Raw genomic sequence first — 26,143 nt, 5'->3', positions numbered from 1 at the left:
TGATATTGTGCCAATGTTGTATGCACTGGCGGTATCTAAGAATTCATAGCCTGAGGTTAACGCCTTGGGCTTTTTATTTGCCTGTAGCTCAGTGGACAGAGCAGCATCCTTCTAAGATGTCGGTCACTGGTTCGAATCCAGTCAGGTGAGCCAAATCCCAGCCAGGGTATCCAGCCAAAGAGCTGACATTGCTAGACCCTCATATTGCCCACGCGCCGTGGGCTTTTTTATTCAGGCCGCAGACAATCAATCAAAGATGCCACGTAGCTATCAGTGTCTGACGGCCTCCCACACTACAAACACAGCACCCCGTTCCTTCGGAGGTGATATGGCAAAACGTATGAATGACGACCACAAAATTGTAGGCCTGTCCTGGCTAGTTCTGCTCGGCATTGCATGCTGGGGCGGTTTGGTTCGCTACCTGATCGACGTAAAGCAGAATAAAGCAACATGGAGCTGGATTAACGCTCTCGCGCAGATCGCTGTCTCCGGCTTTACCGGCCTGATTGGTGGATTGATAAGCGTGGAGAGCGGCCTGAGTTTTCACATGATTCTGGTCACGTCCGGCATTAGCGGAGCGATGGGATCCGTTGCTCTTACGTATTTCTGGGAACGCTTGACGGGGATGAAGAATGCAAACCAGTAATAAAGGCATTGCCCTGATCAAAGAGTTCGAAGGCTGCAAACTCACCGCCTACCAGGACAGCGTCGGCGTATGGACGATCGGCTATGGTTGGACTCAGCCTGTCGACGGGAAGCCAATCCGCGCCGGGATGGCGATTAAGCAGGAAACGGCTGAGCGTTTGCTGAAGACCGGACTTGTCAGCTACGAAAGCGACGTGTCCAGACTGGTTAAGGTTGCACTGACTCAGGGGCAATTCGACGCCGTAGTGTCGTTCACGTATAACCTCGGCGCCCGGTCATTGTCGACATCGACTCTCCTGCGAAAACTCAATGCCGGTGATTACGCTGGCGCTGCTGATGAGTTCCTGCGCTGGAATAAAGCTGGCGGTAAAGTTTTGAATGGGCTGACCCGTCGGCGTGAGGCGGAGCGTGCTCTGTTCCTGTCGTGATTGGCGCATTGGTAAGGCGTTACTGGTTGCAGTTGCTGGTGATAGCGTTAATCGGCGTGCTGGCATTCTCCGTGAACCACTATCGCGACAACGCCATCACCTACAAAGACCAGCGCGACAAAGCCACCAAGAATCTCAGCCTGGCTAACGCCACCATCAAAGATATGCAGGTACGCCAGCGAGATGTCGCTGCTCTGGATGCCAAATACACGAAGGAACTGGCAGATGCTAAAGCTGAAAATGATGCTCTGCAGCGTAAGCTTGATAATGGTGGTCGGGTGCTCGTCAAAGGAAAGTGCCCAGTGCCTACTTCAGTCGAAACCTCCAGCTCCACCGGCATGGGCAATGATGCCACCGTCGAACTCTCTCCAGTTGCTGGACGAAACGTTCTCGGTATCCGATCCGGAATCATCAGCGACCAAACATCGCTGAGAGCGCTGCAGGAATACATCAACGCGCAGTGCCTTAAATAAGCAAAATTGAAAAATATTTCAGTTGGTCATGTCTATTTATAGCTATCCAATTCAACGAACATCTATTCACTGAGTGATTATATCTATCTGAATTTAAATGATTTAATCAAGCCTCGCGATTGCGGGGCTTTTTTATGCCCGCAGTAAACCGCGCATCGCAGCGCATGAAAATCCCGAGTCTTTCAGAAAGCTGAGCCTGAGAACTGCCGTATATGGTGGCGACCATCTCGGGGCGGCTTTTCTGTGCGAACAGGCTCATCTTTCTAAAAGGTAAAGACGCTATGAATAATCCGTCAGTTATTCCAGCCTTCGACTTCCGCGAAATGGTCATGCCATGTAACGGGAAGGTCATCACCACTTCTATGAAGATCGCCAGCTATTTCGGCAAGGCGCATAAAAACGTTCTGCGTGCTATCAAGCGGCTGGAGGTTGATTGCTCGCCTGATTTTAACCGGCTCAATTTTGAGCCCGTTGAATATCTCGATAAAAAAGGCGAAATGCGTCTGATGTACAACATCACAAAAGACGGGTGGATGATGCTGGTAATGGGATTTACCGGGAAAGTAGCTACCGCTATTAAAGAGCAATACATCGCCGCATTTAACTGGATGGCCGAACAACTTAGCAGACGTCTGGCGATGGGCGAAGAAATGCAGCACCGCTACGCCATCAAAGAAACGCGCTCGAAACTGAAAGGCACGATCGGCAGCAGATTGATGAACGAACGCAAGAAGGAAAAGCGCGTTCTGGCCGTTGAGCATGAGCACATCATGCAGGTGACGCAGCCAGAATTGTTGATAGGCTGATCGCGACATTACAGAAGCTCTTCACTGAGGGGCTTCGATAATGATCTGTGTAACCCCGCAAGGATGGTGAAACGAACAGTCAGGCTTCGCTCAGGCGAGGCTTTTTTTATGCGCGCAATCTAGGCTGATCCCCGAAAAGACGCTGCGCCTGCGTCCTGGTTGCGCACTCCAAAGGCGATAGCGAGGCGGCTATGTTCACTGTGGAATATCTGAAATCGATTAAATCAAGAGAGCCTATAGTGTCCAGAATTATGAAAAAGGTTGAGATTCGACCTGAAACAGGGTGCTGGATATTCAAAGGCTCGAAAGATAGATGCGGTTATGGATGCATTAAAATTGGCAAGCACCAGCTCGGGGCGCATAAGGTTGCTTATTTGATGCTTGTTGGGGATTACGACCAAAAGAACCTTGAGTTAATGCATCGTTGTGACAACCCGTCTTGTGTTAACCCGTCTCATTTATCACCGGGAACACATAAAGAGAACATGGATGACTGCCTCAGGAAAGGGAGGCACACATCGCAGAGGGGTGTTTTTATTGAACCTCTTTACGGTCGTCAGGCTGAGTATGCAAGTTCAAAGCTAATAATGACGTGTTCGCCAAGAAAAATGGCGACTACGAATAAAGAAAAAACATATGCAGGTAGTTTTTGCAAAGTGCATACCGACAACAATTTAAGGGTTACCTCTAACGGCGCTTGTTGCTTTTGCCAGGCACAATATCAAAAAAGCAAGAGAACCAACTGCGATACCAAATCAATGAAGTGCATTTTCTAAAGAGATTTATCACATCTTGCTGACGGGTAAGCCGTAAGTGGCTAAGCACTTCTGATAAGCAGGGCAACAGCTGCGACAAGGCAAAGAGGTAATCATGTCAGACACCTACCAAATCACTCTAACCACGCAAACAGGCGAAACCTTCACTGGCAAGATGTCACGACGTCAGCCTGAGCTGGTTAACGGCTTTGTACCGCTGGCTACCGAAACTGGACAGTGGCTTTACTTTGCCCCTGCCGACGTGAAGCGCGTGGAGTTCACGCCAGTGCCAGCAGAGCAGACCGAACAGCCAGAAGAACAAACAACGGAGTAACCAATGAGCAAACCAGATTGGGAGGCCATTGAATCGGCTTACCGGGCTGGTTCTTTATCAGTAAGGGCTATCGGTGAAAAGCATGGCGTTAACCACGCCACCATCCTGAAGAGAGCGAACAAAGAAGGGTGGCAGCGCGATCTGACAGAAAAGGTCAGGGCGGCAACGAAAGCTAAGGTAACCAAGTCGGTAACCAAAGACGGTAACCAGTCACCAGTGGTTACTGATGAGCAGATTATTGACCAGGCATCCGATGAGGCGGCCGCTGTAGTCATGGCTCATCGAGAAAGTCTGGCGGCATGGCGCGGCATCACTAATAAGTTGCGCGACTTCCTCGAAGATGCAGATATCACGGAAAAAAACCACGCCTCAATGTCTCGATCGATCACTGCCGGTGTTGATGCTCAAATCAAAGTGATAAACGCTGAGCGCAAGGCGTACAACCTCGACACCGAGGAAGGCAATAAGACGGTTGATGACCTGTCTAACCTGATGGATTCATTGTCTCAGGGGGCGTAATGAAACCTGAGCACCTCAAGCTGCTGGCTGATAAAAACTGGCGGCTGAACAATCTTTACTGGATCACCGACAAAGAGGGAAAGCCGACGCGGTTCAGGATGACACCTGAGCAGCGCGAGTACTTCGAGGGGATCCACACCCGCAACATCATTCTGAAAGCTCGCCAGCTAGGATTCACCACAGAGGTTTGCATCATCCAGCTCGACGCGGCCCTGTTTGAGTCGGCGAAGTGCGCGCTGATTGCCCACACGCTGAATGACGCAAAGCGCCTGTTCCGCGAAAAGGTTAAGTACGCTTACGACAAGCTGCCAGCAGAGATAAAGGCGGCCAACCCGGCCAGCAATGACTCTTCCGGAGAGCTCGTTTTTAAGAAGGGCGGCTCGCTATATGTGAGTACGTCATTTCGTGGCGGTACGCTGCGTTACCTGCACGTTTCAGAGTTCGGGAAGATATGCGCCAAGTATCCTGACAAAGCCCGTGAGATCGTCACTGGTGCTTTTGAGGCGGTATCGACTGGATGCTTCGCTACCATCGAGAGTACAGCAGAGGGCCGGGCGGGTTACTTTTTCGATTACTGCCAGACGGCAGAGAAAGCGCTGCTGCAGGGTAAAATGCTATCAGCGCTGGACTGGAAGTTTTTCTTCTTCTCATGGTGGAAGAACCCGCAGTACGCAATCGACCCGGTTGAACCGTTGCCGGTGCGCCTGCTGGAATACTTCTCTGAGATGGAGGCGAAGCACGGCGTAGTCGTCAACGAACGCCAGAAAGCCTGGTACTACGCCAAAGAGAAAACGCTCGGCGATGACATGAAGCGCGAATACCCGACCATTCCGGCCGAGGCATTCCAGCAGTCTGTCGAGGGCGCGTACTATACCAAGCAGTTCCGCTGGCTGTACACCAACAAGCGGATTGGCCAAATCCCGGATAACTCACACCTGCCGGTGCACACGTTCTGGGATATCGGTGTGGGCGACTCCACGGCGATCTGGTTCGTTCGCGAGGTTGGCGAAGAGTTCCACATCATCGACTACTACGAAAACTCCGGCGAAGGCCTGAGGCACTACATGAAGGTGCTGAAAGACCGCGGCTATAAGTACGGCGAGCACTGGGGGCCGCACGACATCGAAAACCGCGAGTTCGCTGCTGATGCGAAGTCACGCAAAGAACTGGCGCGAGAAGGTTACGAGATTGACGGCCAGATGTATTCGATGAACTTCCGCGTTGTGCCTAAAGCCGGGATCGACACCGGCATTGAATCGGCCCGTGAAATTCTCTCATCCTGCGTATTCGACGAAGAGAAGTGTGCTGTTGGCATCTCTCACCTCGAAAGCTACCGCAAGGAGTGGGATGACAAGCGCGGCTGTTGGAAAGATAAACCGCTTCATGACTTCACATCGCACGGCGCTGACAGCTTCCGTTATTTCGCAGTAGCGAAGAACAACCGTAAGCAGGTCGGCACAGTATTCTTCTAAGGAGCATCGCCAGTGAGCGAACAAGATAACGGCCTTCAACTGGCTGTGAACAACCTCGCCACTGAAATGCGGCGAGCGAATTACCTGAATGCTATCGGCATTGGTGGTGGCAACACGAAGCGTCCGACGCTTTATCAGGAATTTGGCTACCCACGCACGATCACCTTCAACGACTTCTACAACATGTACCGCCGCAACGCCGCTGGCTTCGCTGTGGTGCATCGCCTGCTGGATGGTTGCTGGCAGGATTATCCGGTCATAGTTGACGGTGATGAAGCACAGGAAGCGGAGAAAACAAACGCCTGGGAAAAGAAAGTCACCAAGTTCATGAAGAAGCTGTGGCCGAAGGTGAAGGATGCCGATCGCCGCAATATGGTTGGACGCTACTCCGCGCTGCTGCTGCAGGTGAAAGATAATAAGTCGTGGAACGATCCAGTAGATATCAAGCTGGTGAAATCCCTTGGCGAGTCAGCGCTGGTAAAACTTATCCCGGTATGGGAGCCGCAGTTAACTGTCGCCGAATGGGATAACGACCGTCAGTCAGAAACTTTCGGCCAGCCGAAGATGTTCAACTTCAATGAGCAGCCGGTCGGTGATGAGCCTTTTGTCGGTCCGATGCGCGGCGAACCGGTACACCCGAGCCGCGTTATCTTGTTCTGCGAAGGATCTGAAGACGACAACGTGCTGTCTGGCATTCCTCTGCTGGAGGCTGGCTACAACAAAGGCCTCGACCTTGAGAAGGTATCAGGTGGTGGTGCTGAGGGTTTCCTGAAGAACGCTAGCCGTCAGATTGCCGTTGAATTCAGTAAAGAAACCGACATGGCGACACTGGCAGACCAAGCCAAAGCTGCTGGCTATTCTGATCTAGGCGAGGCTATGGGCGACAAGGTCAATAAGTTGAACCGTGGCACTGATGCGGCAGCCGTAATGCAGGCCGGTCAGATGCATGTTCTGAGCGTTACGCCAGGCGACCCAGGGCCAACGTGGGAAGTCACCGCGAACGAACTGGCAGCCTCCGTACAAATCCCGTTCACCATCCTGTTCGGTCAGCAGACCGGGCGACTGGCGAGTGACGAGGACAAAACGGACTGGGCTATCCGCCGCAACACTCGGCGCAATGGATTCCTTACGGACCGCATCACCGCGCTGCTGGAACGCTTCTGGACGCTTGGGATTATCGACCCGCCGACCAAAGGCGAGGTCACCATTTCGTGGAGCGACCTGCTGGCGCCCGGCGAGAAAGAGAAGATCGAGAACGCTTCGAAACTCGCCGACATCGTGCAGAAAACCACGCCTTACTATGGTGGAGACGCGCCGTTTACCGCAAATGAGTTGCGCGAGATTGTGGGGCTTGACCCGCTACCGGAGCCAAAAGAACCGCCGAAACCGGACGAGAAGGTGACTACCGATGATCCACTGGCCGATGACACCAGAACAGACGGCAAAGGTGGGCCTGCCGATCGTTCCGCGCAGCAAGGTTGACCCGACCAGATCGGCAAAGCAGGTAACCGCGATGTTCCGGGATATCGAGGGGCGGTATCTCGGCATCAAGCGAGCGCTGAAAACCTTGTTCGACCAGCGCATGACCGGGCGAGAGCGTGAGGTAAACAGCCATAACTGGCACTTCCTGTGCCACGACCACGGCGAGGATATGCGGCTCTACCAGGTCAATGCCGGAAAGTTTATCTACGACATGTCGGCGCAGGAACTGGCTGACCTGCTGGAAGCTGTGCAGGGCATTCTTGACGATTACCTGCTTGAAGGTGGCGAGCAAAACCTCTGGGCTATGGATTACGTCGCCGCAGAAGCGCAGCGCGGCACGCTGGAGGCATTCAATAACCTCTCGCAGCAGTCCCAGGTTTACGCCAGTCAGACGACGCTACAGCAGCTATTAAGCAGCCCCGGTTATCTTAATCAGATATCGGCGGCCAGGCTGACAACGTTCAGTGACTGGAAGGTCATCAGCGACACCGCTCGCGGCGACCTGACTAACATCATCACCGATGCGGTAGCGCGCGGAGTGAATCCTCGCGAGACGGCCAGCGTCATCAGCAAGCGCCTCGATGTATCGATGTCGAAGGCGAAGAACATCGCTCAGACTGAGCAGGTCGGCGCGCTGCGGCAGGCACAATGGAATGAAACGGACTGGGCCGCCGACCGTCTTGGGCTGAATACCGGCCTGCTATGGCTGTCAGCGCTCAAGCCTACGACGCGCACCTGGCACGCCAGCCGACACGGTAAGGTCTACACCACCGAAGAGGTGCGGGACTTCTACGCTGAGAACGGTAACCGGTATAACTGCTACTGCAGCCAGATTCCGGTGCTTCTCAACGACGACGGCAGCATCTTCAATGAAGGGCTGGCGGATAAATTAGCAAAAGAGCGTAAGGCGTGGACGGCTGAAGAAAATTAACGTCTAATGCAGAGTTGAGAAACCGCAACTTACAACTTTACTGATATGAAAAAGATATTAGCTGGCATCTTCTTTATTCTCACGTCGATAGCAATACCAATGCTAACAGATTCAGGAAAGGAATTTATATACGGCTTTGCGAGGGGGTACATAACTCCGTATTTAGTATACTGGCGTGAATTTGCTATCGCTGTACTTGCCATCACAGTGGTGGTGCTAATAGCAAAGCTTCGCAAACCATCAAGCCAATATAAAATGAAGTTTGAGCAACTATGGGATAAAGACGGCACTCTTTACTGCAAAACTTGTAAAACCCCTGTAGATCGCGATATTGACGGATTATGGTGCCCTTCCTGTAAAAAAGAAGTCGAGCTATTCGATGGAAAAAGGAAAATCAATCTTCATGATGCAAGAATTCGTTTGAAATAAAAATAGAAGGGTCGCCACGGCGGCCTTTTTTATTGCCTGAAATCCACCAATGAGGATCCAGCATGAAACGCAACCGCGTTAACGTGCTGACCGTCGTCAACTCCGCCTCAAACATCACCACTGAAACCATCGACGGCAAGCCACATATCGTGGTTCGCGGCATCACGCCTGTCGTGGACGATATCGTGATGAACCGGAAGTTGTACCCGGCAGCAGAAATCGAAAAGGCCTACAACACGCTCGAGCGTAACCCGATGCCGCTGGGCCACCCGAAAGTGGACGGCAAGCATGTGTCGGCGCGCGATGTCCGGGCGGTGAACGAGTACCACGTCGGGGCTTGGCTGCAGAACGTCAGCCACAATGACGGCAAAGTGACTGGCGATATGTATGTTAACCGCCAGTACGCCGAATCCAGCGAAAAGGGCAAGCGCCTGATTAATCGCCTGGATGAGATGCTGGCCGGTACCAACTCCGACCCGATCCACATCTCCACCGGCCTGCTGTATTCCGGCATCGCCGCCAACGGCGAGTCAAAGGGCAAGAGGTACAACGAGATCGCCACCAACATGATGTTTGACCATGTGGCTGTGCTGCTTGATGAGCCTGGCGCCGGAACGCCGGAAGAGGGCGTGGGCATCTTCGTTAACTCAGAAGGTGATGAGCAGCAGATCGAAGTTGCCCGCCTGGCTGATGGTATCGACTGCACTCGCGACGGCCTGATCAACAAAACCAAATTCTTCTTCACCAATGCCTCCAACTTCTCTTTTGACGACATCTCCCGCGCCATCAGCGACAAGCTGCGCGAGGGTGACGACGAAGATAAGTGGCTTTGGCCTGAAACGGTGTGGCCGGACAGCTTCATCTACCGCAATGACACCAAATACCTGAAGCAGAAGTACCTCATCGATGACGACGGCAAGGCCGTGTTCGTCGGCGAACCTGTAGAAGTCGTGCGCAAACCCACTGAGTACGAGATTAAAACCAACGGAGAGAACGATCCGATGAAAGAACTGATTATCAATGCGCTGCAAGCCGCTGGTAAGCCGACTGAAGGCAAGTCCGACGCCGAGCTGATGGACGCATACAACCAGATGAAGGCCGAAGAAGCCACCGCCAAGAAAAAAGGCGATGAAGAAATCGACCCGGAAACCGGCAAGCCAAAGAAAAAAGAGCAGGCCACCAATAACGAAGAAATGCCAGCGTGGGCGCAGAAACTTGCCGATCGCGTGGACGTCGTTTTCAACAGCCTGAACTCGAATGCCGACAAAGAGAAAGGCGAAAAGCGCGCGGCTGTGAAGCTGGCGATGAACATGAGCGATGAAGAAGTCGCGGATCTGGACGGTAAAGCGCTCGACGCCATGTACGCCAAGTGCCAGACATCTTTCGGCCTGAACGGTGCATTCCGCCAGGCAACCAACATCCAATCAGTCAGCGAAATGCCGGAGTAAAAAATGGCTAAAGACGGAAAACACGTAATTCACGCTGGTGGCGTATTCCCTAATCCGCTGCTCAACCGCGAAGGCCGCGCCACCGCGGTCAAGCCCGGTACCCTGGGCTTCTTCGATGCTGGCGTCTTCAAGGTGTCGGTAGATGGTAGCGAAACAGCGATTATTTATGTCGCTGACTTCGACTATCTGCGCTGCAAAACGGTAGATGACACGTTTGCAGTAGACGATCTGCTGGTCGGCATCCACCCGCTGCCGGGCATGTTCTTGAACGTTCGAGCCACTGCCGGGACCTACAAAAAAGGCGACGCTCTCTCAATCGTCAACGGCCAGGTTAAGAAATGGGCCACTGGTGAAAACGATCGCTGCTATTGCGACGAAGAGCGCTCAATTACCGCCGCTGCTGGCGATCTCATTCGCGTAGTGATTAAGTAAGGAGTCACTGAATGCTTGTTTATTCTAAATCGCTGGGCGAAAAGACCGGCAACCTGGCCGTTAACCAGTACCAGTTTGGTATGTTGACGCAGGAGCGTAATGCCGCGCTGAACCATCAGGGCATTAACGTAATGCAGGAAATGGCTGACCGCCTGAATGCAGTTAATCAGCTGAATGGCATCAACGCTGTTCGCTCACCTGCCGATCTGTACAAGGCATTTGACCAGACCGTGCTGCGTCAATTCCAGCCGAACACTGAGTTCACTCTGTTCAACGACCTGATGCCGCTGTCTCGTTCAGTGCGCATCAACCAGACCGTGTACGAATACGCTAAGTCCGGCGGCCGCATGTGGGCGCACACCTCCATGTCAGGCCAGATTGGTGCGGCGCTGGATGCTGTGCAGTACCAGTACGACGGCACGATGGTTCCGGTGCACGATACCGGCTTCAAGTTCCACTGGCGTGAGCCTCGCCTGAACAACCCGGATGCGTTCGACATCATCTCTGATGCTCAGTTCGAGTCCACCAACGAAGTCCGCCGCCAGTACGTGGATTACATCTACAACGGTTACCGCGACGCGGAAGGCAATTACATCAAGTTCGACGAGAAGACCTGGAAAGGTCTGAAGAACGATGAGCGTGTGGCGATGGTTGATCTGGGCGCGTCTGGCCTGAATATCGACTTCACCAGCGCATCCGCTACAGCAGAGCAGATCCGTAACGCAGCGATTAAACTGCGCGACACTCTCAAGCTGACCAACAATCAGTACGCAGAGCAGACCTGGTATGTGTCGAGCGCCATCATCTCCAACCTGGAGCGCTACTTCAGCGACAACTACCAGTCTGACACCATTCTGCAGGAGCTTCTGAAACTGTCCGGCATTTCCGCGATTAAAGAAGATGCTCAACTGACCGGAAACCAGATTCTGATTGTTCCGCTGACTGCTGGCGTGATTGCTCCGATTGTAGGCCAGGCATTTGGCACCGTTGCCGATCCGCGTCCTTTCTACAATAGCGATTACATCTGGCGCACCTGGGGTGCGGCTGGCCTGATGGTTAAGACCGACATCAACAGCAAAAAATCAGTCATCTACGCACACAGCTAAGGGGGGAAATATGGCACTGGTTAAAGTGATTAGCGATAACCTTTTCTCCGGTGCCAATCTCCAGAAACTGGAGGTTGGTGCAAAGGTGGAAGTCAGCGAAGACACCGCGAATAAGTGGAAAGCTGCTGGCCTGGTGGAAATCGAATCCGGTGGTGATCGCATGCTTGAAGTCGCCACTCCTGGCGATACTCCTGTAGAGCAGTCTGAGCAGTCTGAGCAGTCTGAGCAGTCTGAGCAGTCTGAGCAGCCTGAAGCCGCTAAATCGAAGAAGGGTAAATAACCATGGCTGACCCAATCACAGCGGCAGACGTGCAGGCGTTCCTCGGTGAATTGGGTTACTCCATCCCGGGCGCGCTGCTGGATCCGATCCTCTGCGTGGTGAACAAGATTATCCCCTGTCTTGATGGTGCTGGGTATGACGAGTGCACCGCGAAGCTGATCCTGATGTATGCCGCGGCGCTCATGGCTACGTCGTCCGGCGCTCGCCGTATCAAATCGCAGGGTGCGCCCTCTGGCGCGTCCCGCTCGTTCGATTACGGTGCTGACAGCATTACCTGGTTGCGCGACTCGTTGGCCCGGCTCGATACCAGTGGTTGCACCGGTGAGTTGCCGATCAGCGCCGGTAACAGCGTCGGCCTGTTCATGGTTGTAGGAGGCTGCTGATGACGTACAAATCAGTTAAGCAAGGCCTGCCGCGTTCGTTTACCCGCGTATGGGTGATGACCGACACCGGGCGGGAGACTACCGGCTACGTTAAGTCGGACGGCGAGTGGTTCATCAACTGCCAGCGCATCCGGGCGACTGGCGCGAAGGTGCTGCGCTGGAAGGAGGGCTGATGTCGTCTACTGCTTCATGGTCCTACAACAAGCCGTGCACGATATGGCGTAAGGGGGCGGGCGGTAATGATGAGTTTGGCGATCCTGTCGACCCATATGAACCGCCTGAAACCATCATGTGCGACTACATCGGCGGTCTGTCTGCAAAGCTCGGCTCAATCGGAAAAGAGGTTGTCGTTAAGAACACCTTCTTTACTGCGTTTGCGCTGGCCGATGAGGGCGATTACATCCTGATTGGTGTGAGCACTGAACCTGACCCGGTCGTGGCTGGTGCTGATGAGGTCCGTCACGTGACGCGCTGGAACGATACTCTCGACGGCCTGGAAGATGACTGGGCGATAATTACGGGAGTATAGCCATGGGCATCAAAGTGAAAGGCATCAGCCAGGCTAAGAAGCATCTGAACGATGTCATCAACGACGTAAAGGGGCGCAAGATAATTCGCGCGCTGCAGTCGGCGATGATTCTTATCGGTGCCCGGGCAGCCTATTACACCCCGATCGACACCTCCACGCTGATTAACAGCCAGTTTCGAGAAATCGACGCAGGCGGCGTGTTCATTACCGGGCGAATCGGATACTCAGCCAACTATGCCGCGTACGTCCATGAGGCGTCAGGCAAGCTGAAAGGCCAGCCGCGCGCGCACTTTGGCGTGACCAGTAACCGCTCTGAGTTCGGACCGCAGAAGCCGAAAGAGTTCGGAGGCGGTACCGGAACAGGTAACTATTGGGATCCGCATGGTGAGCCGCAATTCCTGACCAAAGGTGCGAATGACGAGCGCGATAACGTTGACGCGGTGATGCGCAAGGAGCTTTCGCTATGACACCCATGATGCACGAGCGGGTGCGCAACATGTTCGGCGACGCCGGGCTAACGACCGGCTTCACGGTGCAGCAGTTGATGTACGACGACCCGGGCGACCTGTCGAAGGCGATCATGGTATTCAGGCCAAACGGCGGTTCGAATATCCGTACTGACCTCGGTTCTGAATATCACGTTCTGGTCGACATTGTCGGCGCGAAGGACAAGCGCAAAGACGCGCTCAGCGCAGTGCAGCGCATCGTCGATTACGTCCAGGCCAACCCCATGGCAGACGAGTGTGTCGGATACATCCAGAACATGGGCGCAATCCCTGCGCCGGTGCTCACAGAAGAAGGGCGAATAGTCTTCCGACTCCAGTTCGCCTGTACTTACGGCGAATAGCCATCCCAACCAAATAACCCGCTCCGGCGGGTTTTCTTTTATACGTCAAAGAGGAGTTTCACATGGCTAATTGCCAGAACTCGAACGAGCGCCTTTTCGGCGGTGCGGTCGTGCTGGAAGTCGCCGATGGCTGCCCGGACGTCAAACCACTGGAAAGTGAGTGGAAGGCGCTGGCAGCTGGTACGTCGAAGGGCTTCGACTTCAACCCGAACTCGGTTACCTCTGATGCGGATGACGGCGGCGGCTATGTCGAGACCATCATCACCAACAGTGACTTCACCCTGAGCTTTGAAGGCGAAGTGCGCAAGAAGGACAAACTGGATCAGTACGGCGTTGGCAAGTTCATCAAGTATTTCGCTGACGAACTGAAGGCCAAGCGCCAGCCTGGGATCTGGGCGCGCATGGACTACGGCCCGGTCGAATTCGTCGGTTACATGAACATCACGGCGCTGAGTTCTGACGGCGGCACCAACGACATCGTCACGTTCTCAACCGAGTTTAAAGTCGGCGACGCGAGCACCATCGAAGTGAACGAACTGACCGCGGTAGCAGTGACTGGCGTAACAGTAACCCCGACAACCAGCACCGGTACGGCAGGTGGTACCAGCACTTTCACGGTGAACATCGCACCAACCGGCGCAACAAACAAAGACTTCACTGTAGCGACTACCGATGCGACCAAAGCAACGGCCACCGCCTCCGGCAACACCGTTACCGTGACGCGTGTCGCCACCGGCAGCGCGCAGATCATCATCAACACCGAAGACGGCAACTTTGTGGCTGTGCATACGGTTACCATTACCTAACGGACATTCCAAAGGGCGGCGTGCTGCCCTTGATAATGACCGTTTACTGGAGGCCTATGACCGCTTTAACCGATATTGGCGAACTCTCTATTAGCGACAGCCGCGAAGGCGGGAAAGATTACCTGCTGCGACCTTCATTCGAGGCCATGACCAGGATCGGCACTCCGGAAGAGATTGTGCAGGCGTACGCCACCATCCACGGCAATGATGTCGCTCAGCTGATTGAGGTTTGCGCTGGCACGCTGGGGCATTTCCCTGCCTGGTTATCTCCATCATTCAACCGCGCTGCTGAGAAGCTGTTATCAACTAGCATGCTGGTGCTGCAGGCGTGCTGCGAGGAAGACCTGACGCCAATGATCGGCGAGTGGAAAGGGTGGCGACACTGCGTCGTCTACCGCCCGGGCCAGATGCCGAAGAACGACATCATCGTGCTGGCGCAGCACCTCATGCAGCACGGTGTCGTCGGCAAAGCTAAGGTCCGCCAGCTGCAGCGCCACGAAACAGGTGCGAGAACGAACGAATTTAAAGCCTTCGACTACATCAGCGCGGCACGCAGCCACTTTGAAATGAACCGAGCCGAAGCCTCTCAGTTAACGATGACCGAGTTCCAGATGCTGCTGGCGGCGAAATACCCGGACCAGAAAGGCTTCACTCGAGAAGAATACGACAGCATCGCCGACGAATACCTGGCTAAACAGGCCGCACGCAGGGCAAAAGCAAAGCAATAACCGGAGAATGACATGGCAGGTGAGAAGAACGCCGGTAGCATCGTTTATGAAATCAGCGCCGACGTTGAGCCGCTGCTGCAGGGCGGGAAACAGGCCATTGACGCTCTGGATAAACTGGATGCTGCTGCCCAGCAATCCGGCAAGGGAATGGATAACCTCGACCAGAGCGCGTCCCAAACCGGATCCGCATTTACTGAACTGGCCGGTTATGCCAACTCCATGGATAACCAGCTGCGCAAGCTGAATACCAACGTGAGCGGAATAGCTCGCGCAATGGAAGAGGCCCGCAGCGGTACCGGCGGCGCGAGCAGTGAATTCAGCCGCGCAGAATCCATCATCGAGGCGCTGGGTAACCAACTGGCTGTGCTGGACGAAGCACAGGAGAATGGTGCCCGTAGTGCCGCAGTCCTGGCTGCACAGCTGCGCGCAGGGTCGAAAGCGACAGACGAAGAAAAGCAGAAAATCGGCGAGCTGACCGGCCGTCTGTATGACATGAAGACTGGCGTTGAAAATGGCGCAAAGGGCACTGGCAACTGGAAAACCAGCATGCAACAGGCCGGATACCAGGTTCAGGACTTCATCGTACAGGTGCAGGGTGGACAGTCTGCGCTGGTGGCGTTCGCCCAGCAGGGCTCGCAACTAGCTGGCGCATTTGGTCCTGGCGGTGCCGTGGTTGGGGCCATAATAGCGCTTAGTTCAGTCCTGGCTGGCGTGCTTATTACTTCGCTGAATGGCGGAAAGAACGCCATGGACGCGCTGAAAGACGCAGCTGAAGCGATGGATAAGGTGATCACCATTTCCTCGCAAGGCGTGGCTGCGCTTTCCGATAAGTATGCTGCCCTGGCGCGCGTAAATGCCGACGTGGCTACTTTGCTGCGAAATCAGGCGCTGCTCGAGTATAACCAGGCGATCTCAAAGATTCCGAAGGCCATTAGTGACGCGTCTGATGCTTTCATCACGTTAGGCGATCGCGCACTGGCGGCGGTCGGAGGGGCGTCTCCAAGCATCAAGAAATTCAACGATGAGCTTTCTGCGCTTGGTGTTACCACCACAGACTGGAGCCAGGCCATTCAGCAGGCCAACAGCCAGGGACAATATGCTTCTGGCATTGTTAACTCTTTATCTTCAACGGTCAGCACGCTTTCATCACGCCTCGGTATCAGCAAGCAAGCAGCGTTTGATCTGGCAAGAGAGTTATCTGACCTGAGCAATAACCCGTCCCCGGAAGCACTTCAGGAACTGGCGAAAAAACTCCAGGAAATGAAATCATCATCCAAAGATGGGCAGTCAGCTATTGCTGAACTGGCAGGTAAGCTTGTCGATTTGGCGAGAGAGGCGGCCAACGCGAAGATTAACGTCGACAGCCTGAACAAGTCCACTGACAACCTCACGGCCGGGCAGAAGAACCTCATCAAGCAGTCTGAGCGAAACCTCGCCCTGTCGAAACTACAGGGCGAGGCCCGCGCGCGGCTGCAGGCGCAATACGCTGCCGAAGATGCCGGGTTTGCGAAGGATGATCCGCACGCCAAACAGATGGAAGATGATGCTGCTGCTACGTACAAAAATACGCAGGCGCAGAAGACGCTTCAGTCTGAGCAGAAGAAGGGAGCTTCCCAGGCTGATTCTATTGCCCAGAAGCTGGCGAACCTCAAACAGCAGTCAGAACTTGCCGCCGACTCAACGAACAAGCTGAGCCGCGAGCAGGCCATCCTGGCTGCGCAGCAGTCGCTTGGGAAAGGGGCCACCAAGGAACAGGTGGCTCTGGCAGGTAAGTACGCGGCTGCAAAATGGGATACGGCCAACGCCCTCAAGGCGCAGGCCGCTGCCGAGAAACTCCTTCCAGAAGCGCGCGAAAACGCCAGCTATAAGCAGGATGTTGAGGACCTGAATACGGCTCTGGCTGCGAAGAAAATCAGCCAAGAGCAGTATAACCAGACCTCAGAAAGACTGGCGGCAACGCACCAGGCTAACCTTGCGAAAATTCAGGCTCAACAGGCTGTAACTCCACAGCAGGAGGCTGTCGGCGGAGTTGATCCTGTTCAGCAGCTGGCTAACGAGAACGCCCAGAAACTCGCGCTTATTCAGTCATACGAGCAGCAGGGGCTGATTACTCACCAGAACGCACTTATGCTGCGCGCTACTGCTGACAGAGAGTACGAGCAGGCTCGCATTGCTGCACAGTGGGAGATCTTCCGTAACCAGAGTGCAGGCAATGAAGCGCTGGCGGCGTCCTTTGATGCACTTGCTGGGAACGCATCGAATGCTTTTACCGGACTTATAACTAAAAGCATGACGGCAGAGGAAGCCGCCAGATCGTTAGGCAGTACTGTTTTGAACAGCCTCGTAAACACGTTTGTGCAGATGGGCGTCGAGTGGGTTAAGTCAGCCATCATGGGCCAGGCTGCACAAACAGCTGCTATCGGCACGGTGACGGCAGTGCAGACGGCAGCAGTGGCTACGCAAACGGCAACCAGCACAGCAGCAGCGGCAACGACTGCTGCAGCATGGACACCGGCGGCGATCCTGTCATCCATTGCCTCAATGGGTACGGCTGCAGCAATTGGTCTCGGCGCGGTAGCGGGCGTTATTGGCGCGAACCTGCTCGGAAAGCGTAAGAACGGCGGTCCAGTATCGGCTGGCGGGATGTATCAGGTCGGCGAAGGTGGCATGCCGGAGATCTACCAGGCCAGTACCGGTAAGCAGTACATGATACCGGGCGACAATGGCAGGGTGATCAGCAACAAGGAGATGACTGCTGGCGGCGGAGGGGTAGTTATCAACATCCAGAACTACACGTCATCGTCCGTTGATGCACAGGCTGGCACTGATGCAAATGGTGGTTTGACTGTTGATGTCATTGTTGCAGACCTGAACAACGGCGGGCCAATCAGTAGCGCTATTACCAGCAATATGAACGTTAAACGCACGCCAAGAGGGCAGGGCTGATGCCAATTATCGACTATCCCGACTGGCTTCCGCTGGCGCAGAAGGCCAGCAAAAACATGACGCTTGATACCGGGTTCCAGACCGATCATCCAGCGGTAGGCCCGGCCATCTTCGAGAATCAGACTGATGACCTGAAAGTGACATGGTCGGTGACGTGGGTCTTCACGCTGGCTGAAGAGCGAGCTTTCCAGCAGTGGCTACGAAGTCCGAATTATCTGAACCGCGGGCTGAACTGGTTCCGGATGAATATCAATCTGGGCGGCAGTGGCCTGCAACTCCAGGAGCTTCACTTCACTCAGATGCCGGTGCAAACTAGTATCGATGGCGGAGTGGTGACCTGGACGGGGACCGTTATTGCGAACCACCTGTTTAACGCTGATGACGAGTTCGACGACATCATTGTTGAGCTTCCGCCGCCGTGGGCTTCATGGCTGGATATCGTGGTTACGGGTTACCCAGACAACAGAGACCCAGAGTCATTACCGAGGGTGCCGTAATGCCGAGCTTCAGGGAGTATAAGCAGCAGCGCCCGACACGCGGCCTGTACGACACCATCACGTTCTACCATCCATCCTTTGGCTATGTCCGCCTAGTCGATAAGCAGTTCTTCCAGAAGACGCTCGGCGGCCAGACGTACACGCCATCACGCTTTGAAATTGAAGAGAGCCAGCAGAGTGGTACGCCGGTGATCGACGCCACGGTTAAGTTAGGGCGGCTGTCGTCTGATATCAAAGCGCTAATGAAGCAGTGGAAAGGTGCATCACGGTTAACAGCCATCACGGCCACAAGGCAAATCTTCGACAGCGGTGATATGTCGGTACCGATAAAGTCTTGGGAGTTGTACGTCAAGACGGTAGATATAGACGCTGATGCCGCTTCTGTGACGCTTTCTGTCACTAACCCGCTGAACAACAACATAGGCCGACTTTATGATCCGCAGGAATACACCGGGCTGCAGTACCTCTGATTTCATCAGTAAGGTGATCGGCGTGCCGTGGTCTAACCGGGCCTGTTCGTTCGAGAAGGTAGATTGCTGGGGTCTGGTGGTACTGTATTACCGTCACGTTCTCGGCATTGAACTGCACCAGACACCGGACTACGAAGCCGGGGCTGACTTCTTCACCTGCTATCAGGGTGATGTCGTTTTCTGGCGCCAGGTCGATAATCCTGTCGAAGATGGGATATTCGTCGGGTACCGCGGTGCGCAACCGGCACACGTTGGACTGGTGCTTAACAGGCAGGCGTTGCACTCGCGCGGCGAGAACGGAAGCGTGCGCATGGACTCGTTGCTGGTCATTCAGCGGGCATTCACTAAAGTGGAGTTTTTCGAATATGGCGCTGGTTGAGATATCGAATTTTCCAGGAACGCCTAAGCTGCGTTGCAGGGTGCCAAACGGCACCCTTTTTTATGACTGGCTGGCGGCCAATGATGCCACCTTTCATCGCGATCTACTGATCTTCCGCAATGGCGTGAAGCTGGGCGATGATGATGAGCTGGCGTTTGAACTGAGCGAACTGGACACCATCCAGATATTCGACCAGCCAAAAGGTATTATCAACGATATTCTCAGCCCAATATTCAAAGTTGTTGGTGCTGTGTTTTCCTTCCTGGCTCCGAAGCCTGCAATTGCTAACAACGGTGGCAACACCGTCGACTCACCGAATAATAGCCTGACTGGGCAAACGAATACTGCGCGAGTATACAAGGCGAAACCTGACATTTACGGACAGGTCAGATCTTTCCCTGACTTGATTCAGGAGTCGATGTTTGAATATGTGCGCCAGAGTGAGAACGATGGTGGCCTGAAATATGTCACTGAGTGGATGTGTATTGGTATCGGTAAGTATAACTATGAGTCTGTTCGTTACTCAGAGTCGAGTCTTGGATCGATGGCCGGTGCTGAATACCAGTTTTATCAGCCTGGTGAAGTGATACCGACTATTAACGAGGGGTATTCATTCGACGATGTCGACGGGCAGGAGATGCCAGGTCCCAACGAAAGCGACAATTTCCCGGTAGAATCTGCGACGGCCAATACCGTAGTCAGCGGGGATTATGCAGGCGGCCAGATAGCGATGAAAATCGTCAAGCAGGCTGAATTCGACTACTTCATGGGGCTGGTGTTACCACACTCCGTAACATTCACTATTAACGTCACCTACAACACGACATCAGGAAGCGTTACTGAAGATGTGCTTTTTTCAGGCACGTTGATTTCTGCTGTGGAGAGTGATGATGGCGCCGTTATAGACCCTGTTCAGTGGTACACGTTCACCATGACAGACTTGCAGGGACCGCCTACCGTTCCCTCTACAGCCACAATTAACACGACGAAATTCATCCTCAACGATAATGAGGCACTTGTTGTGGGGCCTTTTTTCTCGCCAGTTGAGTCAACAGAGCTTTGGCTGCATACGCAATCATCACTGGGTGGGGGAAACTGGACTGACTGGGCGGTGACAATCTGGAAAATCGATGACGATTACAATCAGATCCCCGGGACACAACAGACATTCACCTATCATCAGGGAACGCCGCATAAGTCGACCAGCGAAGTGTTTTATCGGACCGATAAAATAATTCCAGCAGGAGGATTTGGTAAATACGCCATCAACTTCCAGCGTACAAACAACTCTAATGATGCGTCCATTCTTAAAGTTGAGGAAATTCACGCCGTCAACATCCGCAGCAATGTTGTTCATCCGACTGATACGCTGGTTCGCGTAAAGGTAAGGGCAACAGAGAATGCGTTAGGGAGTCGAGACCGAAAATACAATGCCCTGGTGACCCGGCACACAATCAGTTATGACCTGACTACACAGACCGTAGATTATACATTGCGTCCATCGCGTTCCTTTGCTGACGCTGTTGCACATACCTGGCTCGTAATGGGTGGGCAGCCAGAAAGCAGCATTGATCTGTACGGCCTGTACTCTATCGCAGAGAGCCTGTCAGATGAGCGACTGGGCTACTTCGACTACACGTTTGACGATGAGAATGACTCACTTGGCGACCGCGTGCAGGCGATATGTAATGCGGCTTCTGTCATGGCGTACTGGGATGATGGTGTGCTTACTTTTACCCGAGATCAGAAAGTAGATTACCCGGCAGCAGTGTTCAACCGGGCGAACATGAAGACTGACGAGTACAAAATGACGTATGAGGCCACGCTACCAGGAGGTTACGACGGCGTTCAGGTCTCCTACGTTCACCCGACTACGAACAACAAGACGTACATCAACTACCGCGTACTTAACGGCGCTATTGTCGAGGAAGAAGCGGAGAACCCGAACAAGCTGGAGATAGTTGGATTCCGTAATGAGTACCAGGCGCGGGAACGCGCGCTGCGAGAAACGAAACGCCTGATCTACTCCCGGGTGAAGATGAACGCCAAAGTGTTCGAAGACGGGATTATTCAGGTAGGCAGCGTCATCCAGATGCCAGACATCTACGACAGCAACCAGCAGCAGGGGTACATAACTGGCCGTTCCGGGAATAATTTTGATACCAGCGAGCCAATCACGTTTACCGGCTCGATGTATGTGCTGGTGACCGACAGCATGGGAAATCCCACGCTGCGCTATCCGGCGGCGGCGCGCGCCGACACGAAGTACGGATTCACCGCGGCAATACCAGACATTCAGCTCAACATATGGAACGGAGACACTGTGCAGCTCCCGTCGCGCTATCTCATAGCGACAGTGGAGGAGCTGGACAGTCAGCTATGGACGGTCAACAGCATCAAACCGAACACAGATAACACGGTATCTCTGACCGTCGCGGAATACAGCGACGCCATCTACCAATAAGAACCGTCCCAGACCACCAAAACCCGGCCACCGTGCCGGTTTTTTTATGGAATCAATATGGCTACCCAACCTACTAATATGCCAGTACCAAGCGAATCACCTCGTGACCTGAAATTCAACGCCGGGAAGATTGACGAGTTTGTAACTTCGATGGCAAGGCAATATATCGACAGATTTGGAAGCGCCCACTACACCATTGAAGGGATTCGATGGGTTGCTCAGCAGGCGATCGCAGCGTTTGGCTATATCACGCTGGACAGCTTTGAAGACGGAAACACACTGACATTGCCAAATCAGGTTCTTCGCCTTGAGGCAACAGGTGAATATTACCGATGGGATGGGGTATTCCCTAAGGATGTTCCTGCTGGATCAACTCCTCAAACTACTGGCGGTGTAGGTGTTGGGGCGTGGTTAAGTGTGGGTGATGCAACCGTCCGCCAATGGGTGGCAGAAAATTTTACTGAGTCCCCATTCAAGAAAACGGGAATGTTTAACAGCGGCGTCACAGTCTCATCTAAAAACGATGCAGTGCAGTACACAGATGGTCTATGGTACGTATGGACTGGCGCATTACCACATACCATATCATCAAGTGAAACTCCTGACGTAGAAACAACTAAATGGGCTTGCGTTGGGCTTCTAAACGGTTACCGAATCAATGAAGTTAAAAATTTCATTGAGGAACCTGGCATCACAAATGATTCACCAGCAATTAAACTTGCTATTTACTCGTTAGTGCGTATTGGCTACGGAGAGCTGATTGTTACAGCGAACTCAAAAATAAACATAATCACAGAGGTTGCAATACCATTTGCCATTGATGGAATACCTGTATCCATAGGAATAAGAGGTGAAGGTGTAATAAACTCCCTGGGGAATGTCCCAGAGATAAGGGTTGGACTTAACTCAAGGGGGATTGTGTTTGGTAATGTTTGCTATTCATTAGACCGCTTGGTGATATCACAATATGTAGGGTCAGAAAACACAGATGTGATAAGCAAAACATCCAATACCATTACACTCGCATCAAATCCATTTCAGGCTAATGGTGGAAATATAATTACATGGCCTTTGACTGACAACAACACCGCAGGTGTTCCGGTAAGTAACTTCTGTCAATTCAGTACTAACTCCGGGGCGTTCTTTGCTACAGGACTTGTTAATAACTCTGATGGGAGTTGTACATTAACCGGAGTTACTGGGTGCAATGGAACTCCTTCGTCAGAGATATCGAACGTCACAAAAGTTGTCAGATTTACATCAAGAGCGCATCAGTTACCAGATGACACCTACCCGCGCACAGCAGCATGCATCAGTTTAGATGTCATAGAAAACCCTACTATAAGCAACTTATGGGTTCTGCAAACATATCGAACTTTCTCATTCAAAGATGGAAATGGCGGCGGAGAAGGATCAGGTCTGGGGCATTATGGGCTGTGGAATGACATCATAGTCGATGGGACAAAAGAATTTGTAGGCGGCACTGATTTGAGTGGTGGAAGCATTCAAGGAATAGAAGGCGGACAGTTTGTTAATATCCATCTGTTTGGCACTAAGTATGGTTTTCGTGGACGAAGAATGAAGTCATGTATGTTCTCAAACTGTACGCACTATGCTTTTACAGGCGGTAAAATATTTGACATTCTGGAGTTTGATGGTTTTTCATGGGCAGGCGGTTCTATTGGTTGGAACTCAGGTTCTGGGTACATCAGCAATGTTATGGATTGTGTAAATGGTGATAACATTACATTCACCGGTGTTAAGTTTGGTAGGCACCACACTACAGAATCAGGACCAGCTTTTAAATGCTCATCTCGTTTTACTAATTTTTCATTTACCGGAAACAGCCATGAATCAGTGAGCGAAGGTGGATTCACTGATATTGGTTTCTTTGATGTAAATGAATTTTCTAGATCAAGTATTGGCGAAAACGCAATTGGGTTTAATGGTAATGGGCAACCAACACTAACGATGTCTACTTCTGCACCTGATATTGCAAGATTCGCAGGTACTAGATTTAATCAGCCTGTTCTCACAAATGCCCCTGCTGGCATTTATGATAACGAACATACTTCAGGTAAAGGAACATTCTATTCAACATCAGACTATCGTGACTCAGGTAAGATTTTAATAATACCGGATATTAACTCGGCTTCACCATGGCCTGATGATTCTAGGAATATAATAAAATTTGGCGGTTCTTTATCTCCTGGTAAAACTCTAATGCTTCCAGAGTTAACTATATTAAATGGAACGCTTCTTAGGAGCAAGGTTTTACTAGATCTTTCATCAGTAAATTTCAATGGTCAGACTATCGGTATTTATAATGGACCTACACTTATAACTACCTTGTCATCACAAGGAATATATGAGTTTCTTAGTGTAGGATCTACTTATTACAGGATAAAATAAAAAAGCGGGGCATTGACCCCGCTGCTAAATTATCTTCGAATCTTATTGATTATCTTTCTGCCTAGATTAACAAAAGGTTTTTCTATTGTATAGAATAGGATAGAAGATAAAGCAAACGCAATCATCAGCATTATATAAACATTTCCAAATCCACCATTTGGGGAATATATACTTGAAACGAAAAACAATGTTGTTATTGATTGTATTATTATTGGGTGGGTGAGGTATAGTGAATATGAAATATCACCTAGAAAGTTTAATGATTTAATTGGTTTTATTGGATGGTTTTTTTCATAAACTGTAAGAGACAATAGTAATAAAGCTGCAAACATACCGCTTGAATTTATTCCATGCCCACCATTTACACCAGTAATGTAATATAGAATAAACAATGACAAAGAAATCATTACCATTCCAGTTGATACTAACAGAAAAAATCTGTTGCGTGATCTCTTGTATATTTCATAAATTAATATTCCTACTGCAAACTCAATAAACATTGGTGAGGATAACAATCGGATAGCGCCGTCAACAAAATAAATACCTGTATGCGCTACTACAGCGTCGTATCCACTTAATGAAATGCTATTATTATAATAATAACCAATTGAAAAAGGTAGTACAACAAGAACAAATGAACAAATTAACCCGCGATATCTCCACGATGCAATCATCGACAATGAAAAAATAAAGTAAAATATAATCTCATACATTAAAGTCCATGCAGTGTACACTAGTGAATAGCCAAACCATGGCGCTTGCGAGTTCATATCCAACGGTATAAAAAACAATGATTTATAGAAGTTTAGGTCTATTGGCTTCGATAATAAATAGGTGCATAAAATAAGGCAAACTATATATACTGGATATAGTCTAAAGATTCTTTTAATAACAAACGATAAAGATGATTTATCTTTTTCTGTTGATAGCATGATAACAAATCCGCTAACCATAAAAAATAAATCTACACCAATGTATCCATTGCTAAAAAGAAGATCTCCAAGTCCTTTTTGTGCATATGATGCATTTAACTCACCACGATAATGGTAAAGAACAACCAGTATCGCCGCTATCCCTCTTAAATACTGTAATGACAATATCATATTTTAATCTTATTAACTCTCAGTTTGTTAAAATGTAATTGATATGGATATTCTATAAATAGTTAAACTATATTCAATTAAGTTCACTGTAGTTTAATTTGATCTTATCCACTCTAAGCCTCCGTGAACTTCCGCCGATTGTCCTGTAGATAAAATTAAAGGTACACCATTTATTAAATTGAAGTAACTTTTATATCCAACAAAGAAAGCAGAAGGATACTTATCACTCACATTTAATCTTTTCCCTAATCCGTATTTTGTGTCTAACCATACCAAAACTTCATCATTATGCTTGTTCTTTGCCGTCATGCGGTAAACATTTGGATATTTACCCTTAGGTCCACTATCATTTGGTCCGCTGGAGGTATCTTTCCATTCTGGAGAGTCGCCTGATTCATAACGAATTGAACTGTTGGCATACAGTTGGGAAAGTGCTGTTTGTAGTCCGTAGTAAGTGTGTATCCTCACCTTTTCAAGAGGAGTCATTTTGATATGCACATCTGCACGTCCTTCATTGAAGGTCATTTTTACTTTCTGTTGAATAATCTCCCTACCGGAGCCATCTTTCTTTTTGGTGTTAAATCCCTGGATGTTAGATGTGGTTTCAATCACTAAATCATTTGTATATCCCTTAAAGGTATCTTTGACCATCTTCCCGTCAACCCATACCTGAAGAGAAACATGCCTGGCTGTAGGTGATCCGCTCTGGTCCCGGTTAAATCCATGCCAGCCACCTGTGAACGCAGCTATTGGGTCATCACCATCTTCATTATTTTCTGCGCTGACCATAATTGGTCCAATGATGTCAGTGTCGAATGTTTGAACCGCAGTTAACCCATCCAGTATGCCGCTTGGAAAAGTTGCATCCTTCCCAGAATCAATCCTGTAAAGCCTTGAAAATGAGAAAAGTTTATTGAGGCCAACTCTCTCAAGCTCAATTACCCTATCTTCTTCAGGTGAATATTTATACTGAATTTTAATATCTGCGTTCTGGACATCAACACTCACAAACTGCTTCTGTTTCCCACCCTCAGCAAAT

General features: G+C 51.3%; 30 protein-coding genes and 1 tRNA gene. 29 read left to right on the top strand and 2 right to left on the bottom strand.

The window, feature by feature from the left end; all coding sequences use genetic code 11:
• The first annotated feature begins 77 nt into the window (after positions 1–77).
• The 29 genes from OGV69_RS14815 (at position 78) to OGV69_RS14680 (ending at position 24,001) form a co-directional block, all read left to right on the top strand.
• Positions 78–153 (top strand) — tRNA-Arg (locus OGV69_RS14815).
• A 187-nt stretch (positions 154–340) separates the two neighbouring features.
• Complete coding sequence (locus OGV69_RS14810; protein ID WP_001472851.1) at positions 341–646, top strand: phage holin family protein; 306 nt, start codon at positions 341–343, stop codon at positions 644–646.
• Positions 633–1,073, top strand: coding sequence for a lysozyme (locus tag OGV69_RS14805; RefSeq protein WP_286469351.1), 441 nt, complete (start codon positions 633–635; stop codon positions 1,071–1,073). Before OGV69_RS14810 ends, OGV69_RS14805 begins: the two co-directional genes overlap by 14 nt.
• A gap of 8 nt (positions 1,074–1,081) precedes the next feature.
• Positions 1,082–1,546, top strand: a complete 465-nt coding sequence (locus OGV69_RS25350) for a lysis protein (RefSeq protein WP_502873884.1) — start codon at positions 1,082–1,084, stop codon at positions 1,544–1,546.
• Between the two features lie 281 nt (positions 1,547–1,827).
• A complete protein-coding gene (locus OGV69_RS14795; protein WP_016245435.1) occupies positions 1,828–2,352 on the top strand; it encodes a Rha family transcriptional regulator in 525 nt (174 codons plus the stop codon).
• Positions 2,353–2,543: 191 nt separating this feature from the next.
• Positions 2,544–3,128, top strand: coding sequence for an HNH endonuclease (locus OGV69_RS25220; RefSeq protein WP_106672173.1), 585 nt, complete (start codon positions 2,544–2,546; stop codon positions 3,126–3,128).
• A gap of 94 nt (positions 3,129–3,222) precedes the next feature.
• On the top strand, positions 3,223–3,441 hold the full coding sequence (locus OGV69_RS14790) for a hypothetical protein (protein WP_137397937.1): 219 nt from the start codon (positions 3,223–3,225) through the stop codon (positions 3,439–3,441).
• Positions 3,442–3,444: 3 nt separating this feature from the next.
• The gene (locus tag OGV69_RS14785) at positions 3,445–3,960 is read left to right on the top strand and encodes a hypothetical protein (RefSeq protein ID WP_096854973.1); all 516 of its coding nucleotides are present in this window, start codon (positions 3,445–3,447) and stop codon (positions 3,958–3,960) included.
• Positions 3,960–5,432, top strand: coding sequence for a terminase (locus tag OGV69_RS14780; protein ID WP_286469344.1), 1,473 nt, complete (start codon positions 3,960–3,962; stop codon positions 5,430–5,432). Before OGV69_RS14785 ends, OGV69_RS14780 begins: the two co-directional genes overlap by 1 nt.
• A 12-nt stretch (positions 5,433–5,444) precedes the next feature.
• On the top strand, positions 5,445–6,914 hold the full coding sequence (locus OGV69_RS14775; protein WP_286469343.1) for a DUF1073 domain-containing protein: 1,470 nt from the start codon (positions 5,445–5,447) through the stop codon (positions 6,912–6,914).
• Positions 6,841–7,845: a phage minor head protein gene (locus OGV69_RS14770; RefSeq protein ID WP_286469342.1), complete on the top strand. Its 1,005-nt coding sequence runs from the start codon at positions 6,841–6,843 to the stop codon at positions 7,843–7,845. The genes OGV69_RS14775 and OGV69_RS14770 overlap by 74 nt, the downstream gene beginning before the upstream one ends.
• A gap of 45 nt (positions 7,846–7,890) precedes the next feature.
• Positions 7,891–8,274 carry a hypothetical protein gene (locus OGV69_RS14765; protein WP_286469341.1) on the top strand — a complete coding sequence of 128 codons (384 nt, stop codon included), beginning with the start codon at positions 7,891–7,893 and terminating at the stop codon, positions 8,272–8,274.
• A 62-nt stretch (positions 8,275–8,336) separates the two neighbouring features.
• Complete coding sequence (locus OGV69_RS14760) at positions 8,337–9,722, top strand: DUF2213 domain-containing protein (protein WP_286469340.1); 1,386 nt, start codon at positions 8,337–8,339, stop codon at positions 9,720–9,722.
• A gap of 3 nt (positions 9,723–9,725) precedes the next feature.
• A complete protein-coding gene (locus OGV69_RS14755) occupies positions 9,726–10,154 on the top strand; it encodes a hypothetical protein (protein WP_286469339.1) in 429 nt (142 codons plus the stop codon).
• 11 nt (positions 10,155–10,165) lie between these two features.
• Positions 10,166–11,260: a major capsid protein gene (locus tag OGV69_RS14750; protein WP_049060704.1), complete on the top strand. Its 1,095-nt coding sequence runs from the start codon at positions 10,166–10,168 to the stop codon at positions 11,258–11,260.
• 10 nt (positions 11,261–11,270) lie between these two features.
• On the top strand, positions 11,271–11,540 hold the full coding sequence (locus tag OGV69_RS14745; protein WP_286469338.1) for a hypothetical protein: 270 nt from the start codon (positions 11,271–11,273) through the stop codon (positions 11,538–11,540).
• A 2-nt stretch (positions 11,541–11,542) separates the two neighbouring features.
• On the top strand, positions 11,543–11,923 hold the full coding sequence (locus OGV69_RS14740; RefSeq protein WP_163331873.1) for a DUF7370 family protein: 381 nt from the start codon (positions 11,543–11,545) through the stop codon (positions 11,921–11,923).
• Positions 11,923–12,096, top strand: a complete 174-nt coding sequence (locus OGV69_RS14735; RefSeq protein WP_286469335.1) for a hypothetical protein — start codon at positions 11,923–11,925, stop codon at positions 12,094–12,096. The genes OGV69_RS14740 and OGV69_RS14735 overlap by 1 nt, the downstream gene beginning before the upstream one ends.
• On the top strand, positions 12,096–12,452 hold the full coding sequence (locus tag OGV69_RS14730; RefSeq protein WP_286469334.1) for a hypothetical protein: 357 nt from the start codon (positions 12,096–12,098) through the stop codon (positions 12,450–12,452). Before OGV69_RS14735 ends, OGV69_RS14730 begins: the two co-directional genes overlap by 1 nt.
• 2 nt (positions 12,453–12,454) lie before the next feature.
• Entirely contained in the window at positions 12,455–12,919 is a 465-nt protein-coding gene (locus OGV69_RS14725; RefSeq protein WP_286469332.1) for an HK97 gp10 family phage protein, read from the top strand.
• Positions 12,916–13,299 (top strand): phage tail termination protein, encoded by a 384-nt coding sequence (locus OGV69_RS14720; RefSeq protein ID WP_286469330.1) that lies wholly within the window; start codon positions 12,916–12,918, stop codon positions 13,297–13,299. Before OGV69_RS14725 ends, OGV69_RS14720 begins: the two co-directional genes overlap by 4 nt.
• Positions 13,300–13,361: 62 nt before the next feature.
• The gene (locus OGV69_RS14715) at positions 13,362–14,105 is read left to right on the top strand and encodes an Ig-like domain-containing protein (protein WP_286469329.1); all 744 of its coding nucleotides are present in this window, start codon (positions 13,362–13,364) and stop codon (positions 14,103–14,105) included.
• A gap of 56 nt (positions 14,106–14,161) precedes the next feature.
• Complete coding sequence (locus OGV69_RS14710) at positions 14,162–14,833, top strand: DUF6246 family protein (RefSeq protein WP_286469328.1); 672 nt, start codon at positions 14,162–14,164, stop codon at positions 14,831–14,833.
• Positions 14,834–14,845: 12 nt separating this feature from the next.
• Positions 14,846–17,779 (top strand): phage tail tape measure protein, encoded by a 2,934-nt coding sequence (locus OGV69_RS14705; RefSeq protein ID WP_286469327.1) that lies wholly within the window; start codon positions 14,846–14,848, stop codon positions 17,777–17,779.
• The gene (locus OGV69_RS14700; RefSeq protein WP_286469326.1) at positions 17,779–18,276 is read left to right on the top strand and encodes a hypothetical protein; all 498 of its coding nucleotides are present in this window, start codon (positions 17,779–17,781) and stop codon (positions 18,274–18,276) included. The genes OGV69_RS14705 and OGV69_RS14700 overlap by 1 nt, the downstream gene beginning before the upstream one ends.
• On the top strand, positions 18,276–18,746 hold the full coding sequence (locus OGV69_RS14695) for a hypothetical protein (protein ID WP_286469325.1): 471 nt from the start codon (positions 18,276–18,278) through the stop codon (positions 18,744–18,746). Before OGV69_RS14700 ends, OGV69_RS14695 begins: the two co-directional genes overlap by 1 nt.
• Positions 18,709–19,125 carry an NlpC/P60 family protein gene (locus OGV69_RS14690; RefSeq protein ID WP_286469324.1) on the top strand — a complete coding sequence of 139 codons (417 nt, stop codon included), beginning with the start codon at positions 18,709–18,711 and terminating at the stop codon, positions 19,123–19,125. The genes OGV69_RS14695 and OGV69_RS14690 overlap by 38 nt, the downstream gene beginning before the upstream one ends.
• Complete coding sequence (locus OGV69_RS14685) at positions 19,112–21,589, top strand: host specificity factor TipJ family phage tail protein (RefSeq protein WP_286469323.1); 2,478 nt, start codon at positions 19,112–19,114, stop codon at positions 21,587–21,589. The genes OGV69_RS14690 and OGV69_RS14685 overlap by 14 nt, the downstream gene beginning before the upstream one ends.
• A gap of 57 nt (positions 21,590–21,646) precedes the next feature.
• Positions 21,647–24,001 (top strand): tail fiber/spike domain-containing protein, encoded by a 2,355-nt coding sequence (locus OGV69_RS14680; RefSeq protein WP_286469322.1) that lies wholly within the window; start codon positions 21,647–21,649, stop codon positions 23,999–24,001.
• A 29-nt stretch (positions 24,002–24,030) separates the two neighbouring features.
• On the opposite strand, the gene OGV69_RS14675 is transcribed toward OGV69_RS14680, so the two are convergent.
• Both OGV69_RS14675 and OGV69_RS14670 read right to left on the bottom strand, forming a co-directional pair.
• Complete coding sequence (locus OGV69_RS14675) at positions 24,031–25,104, bottom strand: acyltransferase family protein (protein ID WP_286469321.1); 1,074 nt, start codon at positions 25,102–25,104, stop codon at positions 24,031–24,033.
• A 93-nt stretch (positions 25,105–25,197) separates the two neighbouring features.
• Positions 25,198–26,143, bottom strand: a 946-nt coding sequence (locus tag OGV69_RS14670) for a hypothetical protein (RefSeq protein ID WP_286469319.1), incomplete at its 5' end; no start/stop codon positions are given.

The sequence above is a fragment of the Citrobacter sp. Cc139 genome, assembly GCF_030334645.1.
Lineage (GTDB): Bacteria > Pseudomonadota > Gammaproteobacteria > Enterobacterales > Enterobacteriaceae > Citrobacter > Citrobacter werkmanii.
This window is presented reverse-complemented; position numbering and strand designations above follow the sequence as displayed.